Raw genomic sequence first — 16,739 nt, 5'->3', positions numbered from 1 at the left:
GGGCAAGCTGTGACCTCTCAGGACGTGAACGGGAGGCGCGGGTGCAGGCGGAGGCGGGACCGGGGGCCGATTCCTATCCGGACGAACGGCTGTCACGGCGGACGCTCCGGGACGAGACGCTGCTCGTCCTGGCGCTCTCGCTCGGGGCGAGCGGGGTCTCCGCCCTGATCAGCTTTGTCGGCTCGGTCACGAAACCCGGCGGCCTCAAGGACCAGGCGGCCACCCTCAACGCCTCGGCCGCCCCGGGCCGCCCCTGGCTCGACCTGGCCTGGCAGCTGTTCGGGATCGCCGGCGCCCTGGTGCCCGTCGCGCTCGTCGCGCATCTGCTGCTGCGCGAGGGGCAGAGCCTGCGCGCCCTCGGGTTCGACCGCACCCGCCCCTGGCCCGACCTGGGCCGCGGGGCCGCCGTCGCGGCGGTCATCGGCAGCACCGGCATCGCCTTCTACCTCGCCGCCCGCGGCCTCGGCTTCAACCTCACCGTGGTGCCCGAGGCGCTGCCCTCCGTGTGGTGGAAGTACCCGGTGCTGGTGCTGTCCGCGGTGCAGAACGCGGTCCTCGAAGAGGTGATCGTCGTCGGCTATCTGCTGCGCAGGCTGGGGCGGCTGGGCTGGACCCCGGGAGCCGCGCTGGCGGGAAGTGCCGTGCTGCGCGGCTCGTACCACCTCTACCAGGGCATCGGCGGCTTCCTCGGCAACATGGCCATGGGCGTGGTGTTCGTCTGGCTGTACCGGCGGTGGGGCCGGGTCGGACCGCTGGTGGTGGCCCACTCGCTGCTGGACATCGGCGCGTTCGTCGGTTACGCCCTGCTCGCGGGGAAGGTGGACTGGCTGCCGACGGCCTGACCCGGCACCGGCCTGACCCGGCCGGGGTGCCGCGCGGGTGTGGGTCTCAGACGCGCAGTTCGCCGTCGACGACCGTCACGGCGTGCCCGGTGAGGAAGGTGCGGCCGCCGCGCAGCTCGGTGCGGACCAGACCGGAGCGCGGCGAGGCCTGGAGCCCGGTGAGGACGGGGCGGCCCAGGCGCTCGGACCAGTAGGGGGCGAGGGCGGTGTGGGCGCTGCCGGTCACCGGGTCCTCGTCGATGCCGATGTTGGGGAAGAAGCACCGCGAGACGAAGTCGTAGCCGCGGGCGGGGTCCTCGGCCCGCGCGGTGGCGATGACACCGCGCGCCGAGTGCGCGGCCAGCGCCCTGAGATCGGGGTCGAGGCCCCGGACGGTCTTCTCGTCGGCCAGCTCCAGCACCAGGTCACCGACGCTGGGACCGGTGTCGAAGGCGGTGCGGGGCGTGGCGCCCAGGGCTTCGGCGACCCCGTCGGGGACCGCGACCGCGGTGAGCGGGGCGGTCGGCAGGTCCAGGGTGATCGCGCCGTCGTCGGCGGGGGCTGCGGCGAGTACGCCGCTGCGGGTGGCGAAGCGCACGGGCCCGGTGTGCGCGCCGGTGGTGTGCAGGACGTGCGCGGTGGCGAGCGTGGCGTGCCCGCACATCGCGACCTCGGTGGCCGGGGTGAACCAGCGCAGCGCCCAGTCGGCCTCGCCGCCTGCGGGCAGCGGGTGGGCGAACGCCGTCTCGGCGTGGTTGACCTCCAGGGCGACCCGCTGGAGCCACGGGTCCTCGGGAAAGGCGTCGAGGAGCAGGACCCCGGCGGGGTTGCCCGCGAAGGGACGGTCGGTGAAGGCGTCGACGATACGAATCCGCATGCGCCGACGGTAGAGGCCCCGGCGGGCCCCGGGCCAAGGCCAATCCGGGTCCGGCGGCCTGGTCGAGGCCCGTGGCACGGGGGCTGGGGCCCGGAGCCCGGAGCACGGAGCCCGGAGCACGGAGCCCGGAGCACGGAGCCACGAGCCCGGACTCGGGCGGGGCCGCGCGTACGCGGTCCGCGCCCGGTCCGGTTCGGTTCGGTCCGGTTCAGTCCGGTCCGGCTCAGTTCCAGGTCATGTTGATCTCGCGCTCGAAGTTGACGTATCCGGCGCGCCGGAACGCGTTCGCCATCGGGACGTTGCCGAGGTCCGTGGAGGCGCGGATGCGCGGGACGTCCTGCTCGGCCAGGACACGGGTGCCCTCGGCGAGGAGGCCGTCGATGTAGCCGTTCCCGCGGTGCCCGGGAAGGACCGCGATGTAGGCGATGATCGGGTTGTAGCCGTTGTGGGCCGGCAGGACGAATCCCACCGGTTCCCCCTGGGGCAGGGTCGCGACCCGCCACCAGTCGCGCGGGCTGCTGTAGAGAGCCAGTTCCTCCTCGTAGTGCTTGAGGGCCGCCTCCCGGGGGGACATCCGGGTCAGATCGGCGCGGCCGTGCGCGTCGAGGGTGCCGTCCATCGCCGACGTCATCAGGGACACGAGTTCCCCGCTGTCGTGCGGCGGCCGGAACGCGAGGCGCCCGCCGGGCCCGGGGACCGGTGTCCCCGGACGCCACTCCAGGCGCAGCCGTTCGACGAAGAGCCGGGCGCCGGTCCGCTCCAGGACGGTCATGCGGTCCTCGACGATCCGTCTGGGCAGGGCGTCCTCGCGCCAGTCCGGCGGGACGAAGCGGCTGTAGTCAGGGGGTTGCGCCCCGTCGCCCACCATCGCCGCCAGCGCGGTGCGCAGCAGGCGTTCTGCGATGTCGAGGCGGTCGGGACCCGGTTCCGGTACGTCGTCCTCGATGTCGAGGACGTCCAGGACGAGGGGTGCGCCGCCGCCCGGCCGGCTCCACCAGGCGGCCCTGGCCACCAGGCGGTCACCGCGCAGGGCGACCCACATCCATTCCGGCCGTCGGCGGCCTGTGGCGAGGTCGTCCGCCAGCTCGGCGTTGAGGCCGTAGGGGAGTCGGGTGAAGAGGTCGAGTTCTTCGCGTCCGCGGAGGGGACGCATGGTCAGGTCGTTCTGTTCCACGGTGTCAGGCACGCTCCGGTGAAGGCGCCCGTCCGCTCCGGGGTCAGACGCGGTGCGCGCCCCGGGAGGACACAAGCGCAGTGATCTCGGGAATCATCGGCTTATCCCTCCTCTCACTGTCATGACCCCTGCCGCAGCGGCAGGGGTTCGGCCGCCATGTCTATCCGAGGGCGGACCTGGGGCGCAATGCCTTTATGGGGCCGGTCGCTGTGGGGACGGCTGCTCGGTGCCATGGAACCCCGACTGCTGACGTTCCGCCCGGCTTCTCCCGGGCGCGGTGGACGGCCCGCACTCTCCCTCCCCCGGGGTGAGTGCGGGCCGCCGCTGTCGCGGCGTGGGTCAGCAACTGGCAGCGGAGCTGATGCGGACCTTGTCGACCACCCAGGAGTTGAACGTGGTGACGTTGCCGGGCGGGGTGCAGTGCGTCTTGCCGTTGGTGAAGTGCGTGTACACGACGTCGTCGTGGCGGGTGTTCAGCATCTTCGTGGCGCCCTTGCTGGAGCCGAGGTTCTGCCAGCCGCTGGTGACGTCCTTGAACTGGCCCGTCTTCGTCGAGCCCTTGTAGAAGCAGACGTACGGGTAGGAGCAGCCGGCAGCGGCGGACTGCGGGGCCGCCGAGGCCATCGGGGCGAAGGCCAGGCCGGAACTCACCGCCACGGCGGCCACGGAGACGGCGAGGCTCTTGCGAATGTTCATCGGGTCGGTTTCCTTCCCGGTCACGGGCCGGGTCCCCCTGTTGGATCCCCCGAGTTGGCCCGTGGCGCGTGCGGACGCGATGCCGGCGGGCGCTCGGCCTCGCGGTGCTGCTGAGCCCAGAACCTATGGGCGGTCCCGGCATCCGGTCGTCCCGCAGCGGGTTGAACCCGCGCTACGACCGGGGCGGTAGGGCCGAGACCCCTGCGCCTTGCGGTCTACCGCCATGGGTTGACACCGGCACGGGGTGCCACAGCGGCGCCCGGACCGTCCCGCCGCTCCTGATGGCGGTGTACAGGTACGCGGGGGACGTGGTGGGGGCACCTGTCGGTGTGTTCGGCGAGGTTGCCCTTGCGGCTTTTGACCTGGCCTTTTCCGTGAACGGCACGCTGGTGCGCCGATCGCTGGCGTCCAGCTGGGATATGCCGTTCGAGGCTGTGGACCCGGTGCGGGAGTTCAGCTGGCACAAGGACAGTCACGGGTTCGCCGGCTGGTACTACTCGTCGACGGTGCGGGATCACGTGGGTTACGAGTCGTGGCTGGAGAGGGACCGGCTGATCCTGCTGGATCGTGATCCGCAGGTTGTCGCGGTTGCCTCGCAGCCGTTCTGGCTGCACTGGCACGACGGCACGCGCAAGCGTCGGCACACTCCTGATTACTTCGTCAGGCTGTCCGACGGCCGCGCCCGCATCGTTGACGTCCGGGCCGAGGACGAGATGGATGAGGCGACGCGGGAGGCGTTCGACGCGACCGGGCATGCCTGCCGGGCCGTGGGCTGGGAGTTCGAGTGGGCTGGCCGGCCCGAGCCGGTGTTCATGGCGAATGTCCGCTGGCTGTTCCGGTATCGGCGGGCCCGCTGCGGCCGACCGGTGGCGGTGGCGGACCGGCTGCTGGAGGTCTTCCGCGAACCGATGGGGCTCTGGGACGGTGCCGGGCTGGTCGGGGACCGTCTGCAGGTTCTGCCGGTGCTGTTCCATCTGCTGTGGTCCGGTGCCTTGAAGGCGGACCTGGTGGGAGGGCTGATGGAGACCGGCAGTCTGGTCTGGACGGAGGGAAGCACATGGGCAGCCTGAAGCGGCCTCCGGCCTTGGCGGTCGGCCAGCGGGTCCGGTTCGAGGGCCAGGTCAGGGGGGTTCTCGAGGTCACCGCGCAGGCGGCGGTGCTGGAGGACACCGAGACACCGCACCGAGTGGTCGCTCTGATCGACCTGTTCGAGACGGCGGACTTCGAGATCCTGTTCCAGCCCGAACGCATGCCTTTGCCCCCGGCCGGCCTGCTGGAGACCTTCGCTCCTGAAGTGATGAAGCGGGCGCTTTGGTGGGAAGAGCACATCCTTGAGGTCCTGCACGGACTACCGCCCAGCGTCGAACCCGGCACACCACCGCGGCCGGGCTACGGGCCGGGCACATCGGTGACCTCGCGCCAGAAGACCAAGGCGGCCGAACTCGCGGCCCTCGGCCACGAGATCAAGTCCGGGGCGGTGGGGCTGCGGCGACGCCGTTACACGGAGGACGGCCTGGTCGGACTGGCCAGGCTCGTGGACCACCGTTCGGTCCGCAAGCGCAAGGAGTTCGGTGACGCACCGGACGCCGTCGTCGCGGCGATGCGGCAGGCGATCAAAGAGGGCGTCGAGACCTCGACACGCAACGGGTCCTACCTGATCTGGAGGACGGGGGAGATCATCCGGGAGAACGGCGGGGACCTGGCCGAACTGCCGTCGCGGCGGACGCTTTACCGTCTGCTGGACAGGCTGGCGGCGGGCACGCACGCGACCGGGTCGGCGGTCACCCGCAGGTCGACGGCCCACGGGGCCGCTGCCCCGTTCGGAGAGCTGACGGTGTCGGCTCCGGGCGAGGTCATGCAGATCGACTCCACCCCGCTGGACGTCATGGTCCGCCTCGACGACGGGGTGGTCGGCAAGGTCGAACTGACTGGCATGATCGACGTCGCGTCCAGGACGCTGACAGCGGCGGTGCTCAGGCCCACGACGAAGTCGGTCGACGCCAGCGTGCTGCTGGCCCGCACGGTCACGCCGGAACTGATGCGGCCGGGCTGGATCGACGCGCTGAAGATGTCGCGCTCGGTGCTGCCGCACCGCCGCCTGCTGACCATCGACGAACGCCTCGAGCACGCCGCGGCCAAGCCGGTGATCGTCCCGGAGGTGATCGTCTGCGATCACGGCAAGGTGTTCGTCTCGCACAACTTCCGGGCTTCTTGCCGGTTCCTGGAGATCGACTTCCAGCCCACGCACAAAGGCTCGCCCTTCGAGAAGGGCCACATCGAGAAGACGCTGGGCTCCGTCGCGACGATGTTCGCCCAGTTCCTCCCCGGCTACACCGGCCGCAACACCGACCACCGCGGCCGGCACCCGGAGGAGGAGAACCTGTGGTCACTGCCTGAACTGCAGGACCTGCTGGACGAGTGGATCGTCGCGAAGTGGCAGAACCGCCCGCACGACGGGCTGCGTGATCCCGGCCACCCGGGACGCCTGTTCACCCCCAACCAGAAGTACGCCGCCCTGGTGGAGGCCTGCGGCTACGTCCCGGTCGCGCTCAGCGGCCAGGACTACATCGAACTCCTGCCCGCGGCCTGGCGGGCCGTCAACTCCTACGGCATCCGGATCAACAACCGCACCTATGACGCCCCCGAACTCGGGCCGATGCGACGGCGCGACTCGGGCATCACCGCCAAACGCGGGCTCTGGGAGGTCCACCGTGACCCCTACGACGTCTCCCGCGTCTGGGTACGCAATCACCGCGGCGGCGGCGAATGGGTCCAGGCGACCTGGAAGTACCTGAACCGGGCTCCGGTCCCCTTCGGTGACCTGGCCTGGGATCACGTCAGCCACCAACTGCCCAAAGCCACCGAGGAAGAACTCGCCGAGGCCGTCGCCGCCCTGCTCACCCGCGCACACGCCGGCCCAGCCCGGCCGACGGCGAAGAAGAACAGGAAAGCCGCAACGGCCAAGAAGGACCGCCGCGTCGCGGCCCGCACCAAGGCCACCACGCCGACGGCGGCGACAACACCGCCACCGCCGAGCACGCAGAACGAACCCGCCCCGCACGAGCCGGCGGAGGACGACGAAACCATGGCCGAGGTGATCCCGCTGGGGCTCTTCGACCCGCTCGAGGACCCCTGGAAGAGATCATGACGACGATGCCCGACAGCGGCCCGCACGACGACTTCGGCCAGTACCTGACCGTCCTGCCCGGCTGGCAGCAGTTCGTCGCGTCCACGACCAGCACCACCATGACCGTGCTGACGAAGAACGAGTACGACGCCCTGAGCAAAGAGGAGAAGTACGACTACGACGAGGACCGGCTCGACCACCACGCCCGTCTCCAGGTGGTCGCCACCTCCACCGTCCGCCGCACCGTCACCTGCGGACGTCGCCTGACTGTCCTCAACCGCGGTGCCATCAGCGCACGCCGAGGCCTGATCATCACCGGTCCGGCCAACACCGGCAAGACGATCGCTCTGACCCAGCTCGGGCTGGCCCACGAACTCCAGGACCGGCGCCGGCACCCTGGGCAGGACGAGCGCATACCGGTCATCTACATCACCGTCCCGCCCGCCGCGACACCCCGCATGATCGCCGCCGAGTTCGCCCGGTTCCTCGGCCTCCCTGTCCTGCGGAGCTCCAACATCACCGACCTCACCGAAGCTGTGGTCGGCGTCTGCACCAAGGCCCGCACCGGGCTCGTCCTGGTCGACGAGATCCACAACATCTCGCTGCAGACCCGCACCGGAGCCGACGCGTCCGACACACTCAAGTACTTCTCCGAGCGGATCCCGGCGACCTTCGCCTACGCGGGCATCGACATCGAGGACAGCAGCCTCCTGACCGGAACCCGCGGAGACCAGATCGCCGCCCGCTTCACGGCAGTGGACACCCACCCCTTCCCCTACAACGCGGAATGGAAGGCCCTGGTCGCCCAGTTGGAGGCGAACCTCCTGCTGCACCAGCACAAGCCCGGCACCCTCACCCGCCTGGACCGGTTCCTGCACACCCGCACCGGCGGCATGATCGGCACCCTGTCCCACCAGCTCCGCGGGGCCGCCGTCGACGCCATCCTCACCGGCAGCGAAAGGATCACCAAAGCAGGACTGCTGGCCGTCGACCTCGACATCGCCTCCCGCCGCAAGCAGCCCGGCACCGACGGGTGACATCGCTGGCCTCGGACACCGATGTCACCCGTCTTCCGTTCAAAGTCCGTCCGCAACGCGGAGAAGGAGCCGCCTCCTTCATCACACGCCTGGCCCAGGCCAACCACCTTCCTCCCGCCTACCTGCGGAAGTACCTCACCGAACCGCCCCTGCACCGCGGCAAACCGACATGGCCCCGCATCGCAGCGGCCGCTGGCCGAGACCTGACGGATCTCCAGCTGATCCTGAACACGGTCGAGTGCAAGGAATGCGGAGCCCCGATCCAGGCCAAGTCGATGTTCGGCCCCAAACCCCTGACCTGCTCAAGAGCCTGCCGCCAGAAGAGATACCGCAAGCGCTACCCGGCCAGCGAATGGCGCCGCGAACCCTGTCGGATCTGCGGAAAACTCATGAAGATGCAGATCGGGCAGCGCCGCCCACTCTGCTCATCGGCCTGTCGGCGGACCGCCTACCTCGAACGACAACAACGCAAGCAACAGGTCGCTGAGGTGTCTTCGAACACGGAGGGCGACTCACCGCTGGCCTGCCCGATCTGTGAAGGCCCCCTGGCACCGAGCACCACGAATAGCCGACGACGCACGTGCTCGCAACGCTGCCGCCAGTCCGCCTACCGCTGGAGAACAACACCACCACGTCCACCCCGTCCACCGGCCCCGCCCCGCAAACCGGCACCGACGCCTGCCCGCACATGCGAGATCTGCGAGCAGCCCCTACCTCCTGGCCACGGACGGTCACGGCGCCGCACGTGTTCAGCCCGATGCCGTCAGCGGGCCTACCGGTCGTCCGAAGAGCAACGTGCTCAGCAAGTCGCTCCGGCGACAACCCCCAGCCCCGTCCCGTTGCCTGGACCTGCGACTTCACCCAAGACGGCCGGGGCGAGGGCTGACGCCCTCGCCCCGGCCTGCAACGAATCCCTTGAAACACCGCCCTGCCCGGTCTGTTCAGGCCCTATGCCAGAAGGAAACCACAGGTCACAGCGCCGGACATGCTCCCAGCGCTGCCGCCAGAAGGCATATCGACGGCGGAAGGCGACGCAGCCCCGATGGAAGATCGTCGCCGCTGTCCCGTCTTATCGAAGGTTGGACGGTCTCAACGAGTCCTGAGCGCGGTGGGTGTCGGCCGCCGCCTGGATACGGGCGTGATAGTCCTGCCACTTGGCATCGTCGCCGAAGCCGTCGTGATCTAGTCCGGCTTTGCCGTCGATGAGCTCTCGCAGGACATCGGCGTGGCCAGCATGCTGGGCAGTCTCGGAGACCATGCGGACGAGCAGCACGCCCAAGGTGGTGGCCCGGCGGTCTTCGGGCCAGTGCGGCACCTGGCCCGGGGTTTCGAGTGCGAGATCCGCGATGGTCCGGTCGGCATGCGCGCAGGCCCGTTGATAGAGGCCGATGATGTACTTGCTGGACTCATCGGGCCTGGCCCACATATCTGCGCCTTCCCAGATGGAACCGTCCTCGACCCAGGCCAGCGGCTCTGGCGCCGGCCGGTCGAACGATTCACCGAGGTATCCGTACTCAAGGCCTGCCAGATGCTTGACCAAGCCCAGCAGGTTTGTGGCGGTGGGTGTCATGGGCCGGCGCATGTCGTATTCGGTGAGCCCCTCCAGCTTGGAGAGCAGACCGGCCCGTCCTGCCTGCAGCTTGCGGTGCAGCTCCGCTTTGAGATCGGTCACGTGGTCCTCCTTCAAGGATGTGGCCACCCAACCACGCGGCTGTGACAAGGAGTCGGCGATGCGCCCGAGGCTGACGACGGCCGACACGCACCGGGCTCAAACTTCGATGAGACAGGACAGCCACCAGCGATCATCTCCCACTGTCACAAACCCACAAGCGGTCAGCCTTAACTGGCACAGAAGACAGTTGGTCGCCCTTCTCTGGCAATCGATCAACGTTCACTGGCACAGGTCATCGAGGTCGCCGACGGACGGTTGCCTGGCGAGCTGTTCCGATATATCGTTGAGGCATCGCGACAGATCAACGATGGAATGGAGTGGTGGCGATGCGTACCCATGGATTCGAGCGTGGACACCGGCACGACGGCCCCTGGCGCGGTCGTGAGGACTTCGACGGGCGGCGGGCTGCCTTCGGCCCCTTCGGGCCGGGTGGGCCGGGCTTCGGGCCCGGTCCCTGGGGTGGCCGAGGGCGTGGCGGGCCGAGGGGGAGGGCGCGGCGCGGTGACGTACGGGCATCGATCCTGGCCCTGCTGAAGGAGCGGTCCATGCACGGCTACGAGATGATCCAGGAGATCGCCGAGCGCAGCGGCGGCGCGTGGAAGCCGAGCCCCGGCTCGGTCTACCCCACCCTTCAGCTGCTGGAGGACGAGGGCCTGATCGCCAGCGAGTCGGAGGGCGGCAAGAAGCTGTTCTCCCTCACCGAGGAGGGCCGCGCGGCCGCCGAGGAGACGCCGGAGGCGCCCTGGCAGGAGGCCACGCGCGGGATCGACTGGGAGGCCCTCGGCGAGATCCGCCAGGCCGGTGCCGGACTGATGGAGGCCTTCGGGCAGGTCTGGAAGACCGGCAGCAAGGAACAGCGCGACAAGGCGCTCGCGGTCATCAACGAGGCCCGCAAGAAGCTGTACCTGATCCTCGCCGACGAGGACTGACAGGCGGCATCCGGCATCCGGCGTCCGGCATCCGGCGTCCGGGCCCCGGGCATCCGGCGCTCCGTGGGGTGAAACGCTCCCGCGGAGCGCCTTCGCCGGTCGCGCAGTGGGCCGGTGCCGCCTGTGAGCCGCCCCGGCGGCCGCTGTGCGAATTGACCTGATCTCATCCGTAAGGAGGAGATTCCGGCCCGCGGGGTCCACTCTGCGTGGGACGCGGAAATGCTTCCCGCCGGGGATGCCCGGGGCTCGCGGGACTGATGGGCTGGGGGATGTGCAAGCCCGTATCCCCCGGCAGCCGGTCCGTGAGCAGGACGGCAGCCGCCCGGTCGACGACGCCGGGCTCAGTGCCGAACTGTCGGCAGTGGTCGCCGGTGCCCGTCGGCGGGCCCTCCGGGACGCGGACCGGCAGATCGACACCGCCCACCTGCTGCACTCGCTCCTGGAGGCGGACCCCGAGGTGCGCGAGGTGTTCGGCGGTGGTCCGCGGATCGTCCGGCTCCTCGGCTACCTCGTCCAGCGCAGCATCGGCTACGGCCTGCGCTGGCAGAGCGGCGTGGAGGACTCGGGCGCCCTGCCCGTGGTGACCGAGGCGGCCGCCGCCGAGGCCGACGGCTGGTCGCCGGTGGCGTCGGCCGCCCTGGAACACGCCCGTGCGCGCGCCGCCCGCCGCGGTGACGACATGGCCCGCGGTGTCGACCTCCTCGCCGGAATCGTCGAGGTGCCCGGATCGCGGGCCGTCGAGGTGCTCGCCCGCGCGGGGATCGACGCCGGTGAACTGGCCGCCGGTATCGCCGGTGTCCCGGAAGAGAGTGCGGGCGGGGGCGGGGAACGGGGCCTTGCCGAGGAGTACGCCGGAGACGGCTGACGCGTCCGTCGTCCCCTCCCGCCGCGAGCCGCCGCCCTGTCCCGCGCAGCGTGTGCGCCGTCCAGCCGGTGAGACAGGTGCCAACAGGGGTGACGCTCATGTCGCCGCCTGTCATCATGTGCCGGTGGTTACGTCTGGGATCAGTCAGCGGCAGTCCGGCAGAGGCGTCGGGCTCGGTCTCGCGCTCGTCTCCGCGGTCGCCTTCGGCGGCTCGGGGGTCGCGGCCAAACCGCTGATCGAGGCGGGCCTCGACCCGCTGCACGTCGTCTGGCTGCGCGTCACCGGCGCGGCCCTGGTCATGGTGCCGCTCGCCGTCCGCCACCGCGCGCTGCTGCGCCGGCGCCCCGCCCTGCTCGCCGGGTTCGGACTGCTCGCCGTGGCGGGCGTCCAGGCCTGCTACTTCGCCGCGCTCTCCCGTATCCCTGTCGGCGTGGCGCTGCTCATCGAGTACCTGGCACCGGCCCTGGTCCTCGGCTGGGTCCGCTTCGTGCAGCGGCGGCCGGTCACCCGGGCCGCCGCGCTCGGCGTGGTCCTCGCGGCGGGGGGACTCGCCTGTGTCGTCGAGGTGTGGTCCGGGCTGGGCTTCGACCCGCTCGGCCTGCTGCTCGCCCTCGGCGCGGCCTGCTGCCAGGTCGGCTACTTCGTCCTTTCCGACCAGGGCGGCGACGCGGGCGACCAGGCACCCGACCCGCTCGGCGTCATCGCGTACGGACTGCTCGTCGGCGCCGTCGTGCTGACCGCCGTGGCCCGGCCCTGGGGCATGAACTGGTCGGTGCTCGCGCACTCCGCGCGGATGAACGGGACCCAGGTCCCGGCCGCCGTCCTGCTGGTCTGGATCGTGCTGGTCGCCACGGTCCTCGCGTACGTCACCGGCGTGCTCTCGGTGCGCCGGCTCTCCCCGCAGGTCGCGGGCGTGGTGGCGTGCCTGGAGGCGGTCATCGCGACCGTGCTGGCCTGGGTGCTGCTCGGCGAACACCTGTCCGTGCCGCAGGTGGCGGGCGGCGCCGTGGTCCTGCTGGGCGCGTTCATCGCGCAGTCCTCGGCGCCCGCCGGGAGCGCGGCGGACCCGGCCGCGGACGGTGCCGCGGAACGGGAGTTGTCAGCGCGCGGTACGACTGTCTAGGCTGCGGACCATGCACACGTCCGCGCGCACCGTCTCGCCGCCCGCCGCCTGAGGCGGGCCCCTTCGGTCGGCTCGGCGCCTCGCCGGGCCGGACGGTGCTGCCCGCAGAAGAAGTCCGACGACCCCGCCGAACCGGGGTCCTCCTCCTGGAACTTCTGCACCTCTGCGGAGAGAACTCGTGTCGCATGCTTCCTCCGGCCTGCCCCTCGGGCGTGGCCTCCTCTATCTGATCGTCGCCGGTGCCGCCTGGGGCACTGCCGGTGCCGCCGCCTCCCTGGTCTACCGCGCCAGTGACATGGGTCCGGCCGCCCTGTCCTTCTGGCGCTGCGCTGCGGGCGTCGTGCTGCTGCTCGCCGTCCGCCTGCTGCGCCCGCGCGTGCGGCCCGCTGCGCCCGCCCGCCGCCGCGTCGTCCTGCTGCGGGCCGGTGCCACCGGGCTCGGGCTCGCCGTCTTCCAGACCGCCTACTTCGCCGCCGTCGCCGCGACCGGCCTCGCGGTGGCGACCGTCGTCACCCTCGGCGCCGGGCCGGTGCTCATCGCGCTCGGCGCCCGGCTCACGCTGGGCGAACGGCTCGGCCGGTCCGGCGCCGCCGCCGTCGCCGGGGCGCTGGCCGGGCTCGCCGTGCTGGTGCTGGGCAGCGGCGGCGCCACCGTACGGCCATGGGGTGTGCTGCTCGCCCTCGCCTCTGCGGCCGGGTACAGCGGGATGACGCTGCTGACCCGCCGCTGGGGCCGGGACGGCGGCGCCGACCACTCCGCCACGACCGTGGGCGCGTTCGCGGTGGCCACGCTGTGCGTGCTGCCGCTCGCCGCGGCGGAGGGGCTGGTGCCGCACACCGTCGAACCGGTCCGGCTGCTGTGGCTGCTGGCCTACATCGGCACGGTGCCCACCGCCCTCGCCTACGCCCTGTACTTCGCGGGCGCGGCGGTGGTCCGCTCGGCCACCGTGTCCGTGATCATGCTCCTGGAGCCGGTCAGCGCGGCCGTGCTGGCGGTCGTCCTGCTGGGGGAGCGGCTGACGGCGGCGACCCTCGTCGGCACCGCGCTGATGCTCGGCTCGGTCGGCGGCCTCGCCGTCGCGGAGACCCGCGCGTCACGGACCGCCGAGGAGGAACCCGCCCTGGTGTGACGGGAGTGCCTGCCCTGGTATGACGGGAGCGGGGGAGGCCCGCCCGGGATCCGCCGTCCCGGGCGGGGCTTCCGGGCGAGCTTCCTCCCGGCGCTCGTCGCTCGTCGCGCCGTCGTCACAGCTCCGAGAGGTAGCCGGGGACCTCGATGCCGGCGGCGAGGTCCGGTTCGGCGAGCGGCGTGCCGTACACCGTGCGGACCGGGACCACCCCGGCCCAGTACGGGAGGCCGAGGTCCTCGGGCTCCTCGTTCACACCGCCGGTGCGCAGCTTGGCGGAGACCTCCGCGAGGTCCAGGCGGAGCACGGCCGTGGCGGCGAGCTCCTTCGGGTTGCCGGGGCGGGAGTCGGCCGACCGGCCGGGCACCACGTGGTCCACCAGCGCGTCCAGGGCCGTCCGCTTCTCCTCGGGGTCGGTCACCTGGTGGGCGGTGCCGTGCACCACGACACTGCGGTAGTTGACCGAGTGGTGGAAGGCGGAGCGGGCCAGCACCAGGCCGTCGACATGGGTCACCGTCAGGCAGACCGCGAGGCCCGGGTCGGCCTGCCCGGCCATGCGCAGCGGGCGCGAACCGGTCGAACCGTGCACGTACAGCCGCTCGCCGACCCGGCCGTAGAGCGTCGGCAGCACCACGGGTGCTCCGTCACGGACGAAGCCCAGGTGGCAGACGTATCCCTCGTCGAGTATCGCGTGCACCAGTTCCTTGTCGTACGCGGCCTTCTGCGCGGACCGGGTGGGGACGGTGCGGTCGGTCCGGGGGTAGGTGTCGGCCGGTGTCGGCTGCGAGGTCCCCTGCATTGCGGTCTCCATTGCACTAGTGCATAATTGGCTTTGTGCTAGGAGAATATCGGATCGAAGGCCGTCGCGCAGCGGACATCGCGTCGAGCGTCGAGCGGGCGGTGGGCTCGGGAGAGCTGGAGCCGGGACAACCGCTGCCCCCCATGCGGGAGTTGGCGGCTCAGCTCGGCGTCAATCCGAACACCGTGGCGGCCGCGTACCGCGTGCTGCGCGAGCGCGGGGTCATCGAGACGGCCGGGCGCCGCGGCAGCCGGGTGCGGCCCGCGCCCGCCACCACCGGACGCGACCGCATCCGCCTGGACGTGCCCGAGGGCGTACGGGACGTGTCCGCGGGCAACCCGGACCCGGCTCTGCTGCCGCCGCTGGCACCGGCCTTCGCCGCCGCGGCGGCCGAGGCCGACCGCGCGCCCGTGCTCTACGGCGACCTGGCCGTGGATCCGGGCCTGGCGCGCGCCGCCCGCGCCGGACTGGACGCCGCGGGCGTGCCGGACGGGCCCCTCGCGGTGGTGACCGGTTCGCTGGACGGCGTCGAACGGGTCCTCGCCGCCCATCTCAAGCCGGGGGACACCGTCGCCGTGGAGGACCCGGGCTGGGGCCGCACGCTCGACCTGGTACCGGCGCTCGGACTGCGGACCGTGCCGGTCCGCGTGGACGACGAGGGGCCGCGCCCCGAGGCCGTGCGGCGGGCGCTGGCGGGCGGTGCGCGCGCCCTGATCGTCACCGACCGGGCACAGAACCCGACCGGCGCCGCGCTGAGCGCCACGCGCGCGCGTGCCCTGCGTGCCGTCCTGGCCGAGCACCCGGAGACCCTGCTGATCGAGGACGACCACGGCCACGGCATCGTCGACGTCCCGCTGCACCCGCTCGCCGGGACCACCCGGCACTGGGCCTTCGTCCGCTCGGTCGCCAAGGCGTACGGCCCCGATCTGCGCCTGGCCGTGCTCACCGGCGACGAGGTGACCGTGGACCGGGTGCGCGGACGGCAGCGGCTCGGGCCCGGCTGGGTGAGCCTGCTGGTGCAGCGGGCCGTGCTGCGGTTGCTGACGGACGGCGCGCCGGACACCGGCGCCGTGGCGGCCCGGTACGACGAACGGCGCGAGCGGCTGATCGGCGCGCTGGCGGAGCGCGGGGTGGCCGCGCGCGGGCGCAGCGGGATGAACGTGTGGGTGCCGGTGCCGGACGAGACCGGTGCCGTCGCCCGGCTGCTGCACGCGGGCTGGGCCGTCGCCCCCGGCGCCCGCTACCGGCTCAGCGAGCCTCCGGGCATCCGCATCACCGTCTCGACGCTGCGCGGGGAGGAGACCGAGCGGCTGGCGGACGCGGTGGCGGCGGCGCTGGAACCGGCCGCGGCGCGCAGCTACGTCTGAGCGGGCGCCGGTACGGGGCGGGAGGGCTGTCCGGACGATTCGGGCTGTCCGGACGGTTCCTCGGACCGCCGGCTCTCGGCGGCCGTGGCCGTGGCTGGAAGTGTCGGCGCGGGCGTGGCCGTGGCTTCGGGGGCCGACCGCCCCGTCCTGCCGCGCGGCCTGGCCTGGGTCAGGGCCGCGCCCGCCAGCACGATCACCGCGCCGACCGGAGTCGACCAGGTCAGCTCCTCACCGAGGACGGCGACCCCGGCGGCGGCCGCGATGACCGGCACGAAATAGGTCACCATCTGGGCCGTGGTGGGCCCCACCTCGGCGACCAGCCCGTACTGCACGAGCATGGCGAACCCGGTGCCGAGCGCGCCCAGCGCGGCGACCGCCAGCAGCGGCAGCACGTCCACCTGGGCCGGTATGTCCGTGAACAGGGGCGTGACGACGGCCAGTTGCACCGTCGCCAGCAGCAACTGCCCGCCGGTCAGGGACAGGTGCGAGTCCGGGGCGCCGGCCAGTGTGCGCCGGACGTAGATCCAGCCGACCGGGTAGCTCAGCGAGGCCAGCAGCGCCATCGCCGTGCCGCCCGCGTCCAGACCGTGGAAGCCCTGCCAGGCGCCGAGCACCGTGAGCACCCCGAGGAAACCGAGCCCGAGCCCCGCCACCCGCACCCGGGTCGGGCGGTCCTCGGAGAGGGCGACCAGCGAGAGCACCATGCCCCACAGCGGCGAGGTGGCGTTGCAGATGCCCGCCAGCGTGGACGGGATGGTCAGCTCCGAGTAGGCGAAGAGCGAGAACGGCAGCGCGTTGAGGAAGAACCCGGCGACCGCCAGATGACCCCAGGTGCGCGCACCGCGCGGCAGCCGCTCACGCTTCACCGCCATCGCCACGGCCAGCACCGCCGTGCCGAACACCAGCCGCCCCAGCGTCACCTGGAACGGCGCGAAGCTGCGCGTGCCCACCTTCATGAACAGGAAGCTGAAGCCCCAGACCAGCGCCAGGAAGGCGAACCGGACCCGCCAGTGGGCGGGGCGGCGGGCCCTCGGGGAAGAGGACGGCGGGGACGGCGGGGCGGCGGGCGCGGTGGTCATGCTCGTAGCGTGCCGCGCTCAACCTCGTAGCACAATCGAGAATTCGC

General features: G+C 72.0%; 15 protein-coding genes. 9 read left to right on the top strand and 6 right to left on the bottom strand.

The annotated features are described in order from the left end of the window. Nucleotides 1–41: 41 nt before the first annotated feature. On the top strand, nucleotides 42–842 hold the full coding sequence (locus B086_RS0135430; RefSeq protein WP_018571187.1) for a CPBP family intramembrane glutamic endopeptidase: 801 nt from the start codon (nucleotides 42–44) through the stop codon (nucleotides 840–842). 46 nt (nucleotides 843–888) lie between these two features. On the opposite strand, the gene B086_RS0135425 is transcribed toward B086_RS0135430, so the two are convergent. The 3 genes from B086_RS0135425 to B086_RS0135415 form a co-directional block, all read right to left on the bottom strand. Continuing rightward, a complete protein-coding gene (locus tag B086_RS0135425; RefSeq protein WP_018571186.1) occupies nucleotides 889–1,698 on the bottom strand; it encodes a PhzF family phenazine biosynthesis protein in 810 nt (269 codons plus the stop codon). 223 nt (nucleotides 1,699–1,921) lie between these two features. Then, complete coding sequence (locus B086_RS0135420; RefSeq protein WP_063746847.1) at nucleotides 1,922–2,851, bottom strand: GNAT family N-acetyltransferase; 930 nt, start codon at nucleotides 2,849–2,851, stop codon at nucleotides 1,922–1,924. Nucleotides 2,852–3,211: 360 nt separating this feature from the next. Next, on the bottom strand, nucleotides 3,212–3,568 hold the full coding sequence (locus B086_RS0135415; protein ID WP_018571184.1) for a hypothetical protein: 357 nt from the start codon (nucleotides 3,566–3,568) through the stop codon (nucleotides 3,212–3,214). Nucleotides 3,569–3,849: 281 nt separating this feature from the next. Here B086_RS0135415 and B086_RS0135410 point away from each other — a divergent pair, with 281 nt between their 5' ends. Genes B086_RS0135410 through B086_RS0135400 form a run of 3 tightly spaced genes read left to right on the top strand, consistent with a single transcriptional unit; the run spans nucleotide 3,850 to nucleotide 7,732 of the window. Beyond that, nucleotides 3,850–4,638 (top strand): TnsA-like heteromeric transposase endonuclease subunit, encoded by a 789-nt coding sequence (locus B086_RS0135410; RefSeq protein WP_018571183.1) that lies wholly within the window; start codon nucleotides 3,850–3,852, stop codon nucleotides 4,636–4,638. Then, complete coding sequence (locus B086_RS0135405) at nucleotides 4,626–6,716, top strand: Mu transposase C-terminal domain-containing protein (RefSeq protein ID WP_018571182.1); 2,091 nt, start codon at nucleotides 4,626–4,628, stop codon at nucleotides 6,714–6,716. Before B086_RS0135410 ends, B086_RS0135405 begins: the two co-directional genes overlap by 13 nt. Further along, nucleotides 6,713–7,732, top strand: coding sequence for an ATP-binding protein (locus tag B086_RS0135400; RefSeq protein ID WP_018571181.1), 1,020 nt, complete (start codon nucleotides 6,713–6,715; stop codon nucleotides 7,730–7,732). The genes B086_RS0135405 and B086_RS0135400 overlap by 4 nt, the downstream gene beginning before the upstream one ends. Before the next feature lie 1,069 nt (nucleotides 7,733–8,801). Here B086_RS0135400 and B086_RS0135395 read toward each other — a convergent pair. Continuing rightward, a complete protein-coding gene (locus B086_RS0135395; protein ID WP_018571180.1) occupies nucleotides 8,802–9,404 on the bottom strand; it encodes a DinB family protein in 603 nt (200 codons plus the stop codon). Between the two features lie 326 nt (nucleotides 9,405–9,730). Here B086_RS0135395 and B086_RS43435 point away from each other — a divergent pair, with 326 nt between their 5' ends. The 4 genes from B086_RS43435 to B086_RS0135375 all read left to right on the top strand — a co-directional run bounded on the left by B086_RS43435 (nucleotide 9,731) and on the right by B086_RS0135375 (nucleotide 13,450). Continuing rightward, nucleotides 9,731–10,333 (top strand): PadR family transcriptional regulator, encoded by a 603-nt coding sequence (locus B086_RS43435; RefSeq protein ID WP_078531290.1) that lies wholly within the window; start codon nucleotides 9,731–9,733, stop codon nucleotides 10,331–10,333. A 271-nt stretch (nucleotides 10,334–10,604) separates the two neighbouring features. Then, a complete protein-coding gene (locus B086_RS0135385; RefSeq protein WP_018571178.1) occupies nucleotides 10,605–11,198 on the top strand; it encodes a Clp protease N-terminal domain-containing protein in 594 nt (197 codons plus the stop codon). A gap of 118 nt (nucleotides 11,199–11,316) precedes the next feature. Then, nucleotides 11,317–12,321, top strand: coding sequence for an EamA family transporter (locus B086_RS0135380; protein ID WP_018571177.1), 1,005 nt, complete (start codon nucleotides 11,317–11,319; stop codon nucleotides 12,319–12,321). A 178-nt stretch (nucleotides 12,322–12,499) separates the two neighbouring features. Then, the gene (locus B086_RS0135375) at nucleotides 12,500–13,450 is read left to right on the top strand and encodes a DMT family transporter (protein ID WP_018571176.1); all 951 of its coding nucleotides are present in this window, start codon (nucleotides 12,500–12,502) and stop codon (nucleotides 13,448–13,450) included. Nucleotides 13,451–13,565: 115 nt separating this feature from the next. Here B086_RS0135375 and B086_RS0135370 read toward each other — a convergent pair whose 3' ends face one another. Continuing rightward, complete coding sequence (locus B086_RS0135370) at nucleotides 13,566–14,246, bottom strand: pyridoxamine 5'-phosphate oxidase family protein (protein WP_018571175.1); 681 nt, start codon at nucleotides 14,244–14,246, stop codon at nucleotides 13,566–13,568. Nucleotides 14,247–14,281: 35 nt separating this feature from the next. On the opposite strand from B086_RS0135370, the gene B086_RS0135365 reads away from it, so the two are divergent. Further along, nucleotides 14,282–15,613 carry an aminotransferase class I/II-fold pyridoxal phosphate-dependent enzyme gene (locus B086_RS0135365; RefSeq protein ID WP_026253107.1) on the top strand — a complete coding sequence of 444 codons (1,332 nt, stop codon included), beginning with the start codon at nucleotides 14,282–14,284 and terminating at the stop codon, nucleotides 15,611–15,613. Here B086_RS0135365 and B086_RS41570 read toward each other — a convergent pair. Next, nucleotides 15,604–16,692 (bottom strand): DMT family transporter, encoded by a 1,089-nt coding sequence (locus tag B086_RS41570; protein WP_018571173.1) that lies wholly within the window; start codon nucleotides 16,690–16,692, stop codon nucleotides 15,604–15,606. The two genes, B086_RS0135365 and B086_RS41570, sit on opposite strands and share 10 nt — an antisense overlap. Nucleotides 16,693–16,739: the final 47 nt, after the last annotated feature.

Source organism: Streptomyces sp. PsTaAH-124 (assembly GCF_000373685.1).
Taxonomy (GTDB): domain Bacteria; phylum Actinomycetota; class Actinomycetes; order Streptomycetales; family Streptomycetaceae; genus Streptomyces; species Streptomyces andamanensis.
This window is presented reverse-complemented; position numbering and strand designations above follow the sequence as displayed.

Bases quoted from the DNA above. Each gene is read 5' to 3' on its own strand.
- B086_RS0135425 (WP_018571186.1), bottom strand. From the start codon at position 1,698: ATGCGGATTCGTATCGTCGACGCCTTCACCGACCGTCCCTTCGCGGGC.
- B086_RS0135370 (WP_018571175.1), bottom strand. From the start codon at position 14,246: ATGCAGGGGACCTCGCAGCCGACACCGGCCGACACCTACCCCCGGACC.
- B086_RS0135415 (WP_018571184.1), bottom strand. From the start codon at position 3,568: ATGAACATTCGCAAGAGCCTCGCCGTCTCCGTGGCCGCCGTGGCGGTG.
- B086_RS0135410 (WP_018571183.1), top strand. From the start codon at position 3,850: ATGGCGGTGTACAGGTACGCGGGGGACGTGGTGGGGGCACCTGTCGGT.
- B086_RS43435 (WP_078531290.1), top strand. From the start codon at position 9,731: ATGCGTACCCATGGATTCGAGCGTGGACACCGGCACGACGGCCCCTGG.
- B086_RS0135420 (WP_063746847.1), bottom strand. From the start codon at position 2,851: ATGCGTCCCCTCCGCGGACGCGAAGAACTCGACCTCTTCACCCGACTC.
- B086_RS0135405 (WP_018571182.1), top strand. From the start codon at position 4,626: ATGGGCAGCCTGAAGCGGCCTCCGGCCTTGGCGGTCGGCCAGCGGGTC.
- B086_RS0135400 (WP_018571181.1), top strand. From the start codon at position 6,713: ATGACGACGATGCCCGACAGCGGCCCGCACGACGACTTCGGCCAGTAC.
- B086_RS41570 (WP_018571173.1), bottom strand. From the start codon at position 16,692: ATGACCACCGCGCCCGCCGCCCCGCCGTCCCCGCCGTCCTCTTCCCCG.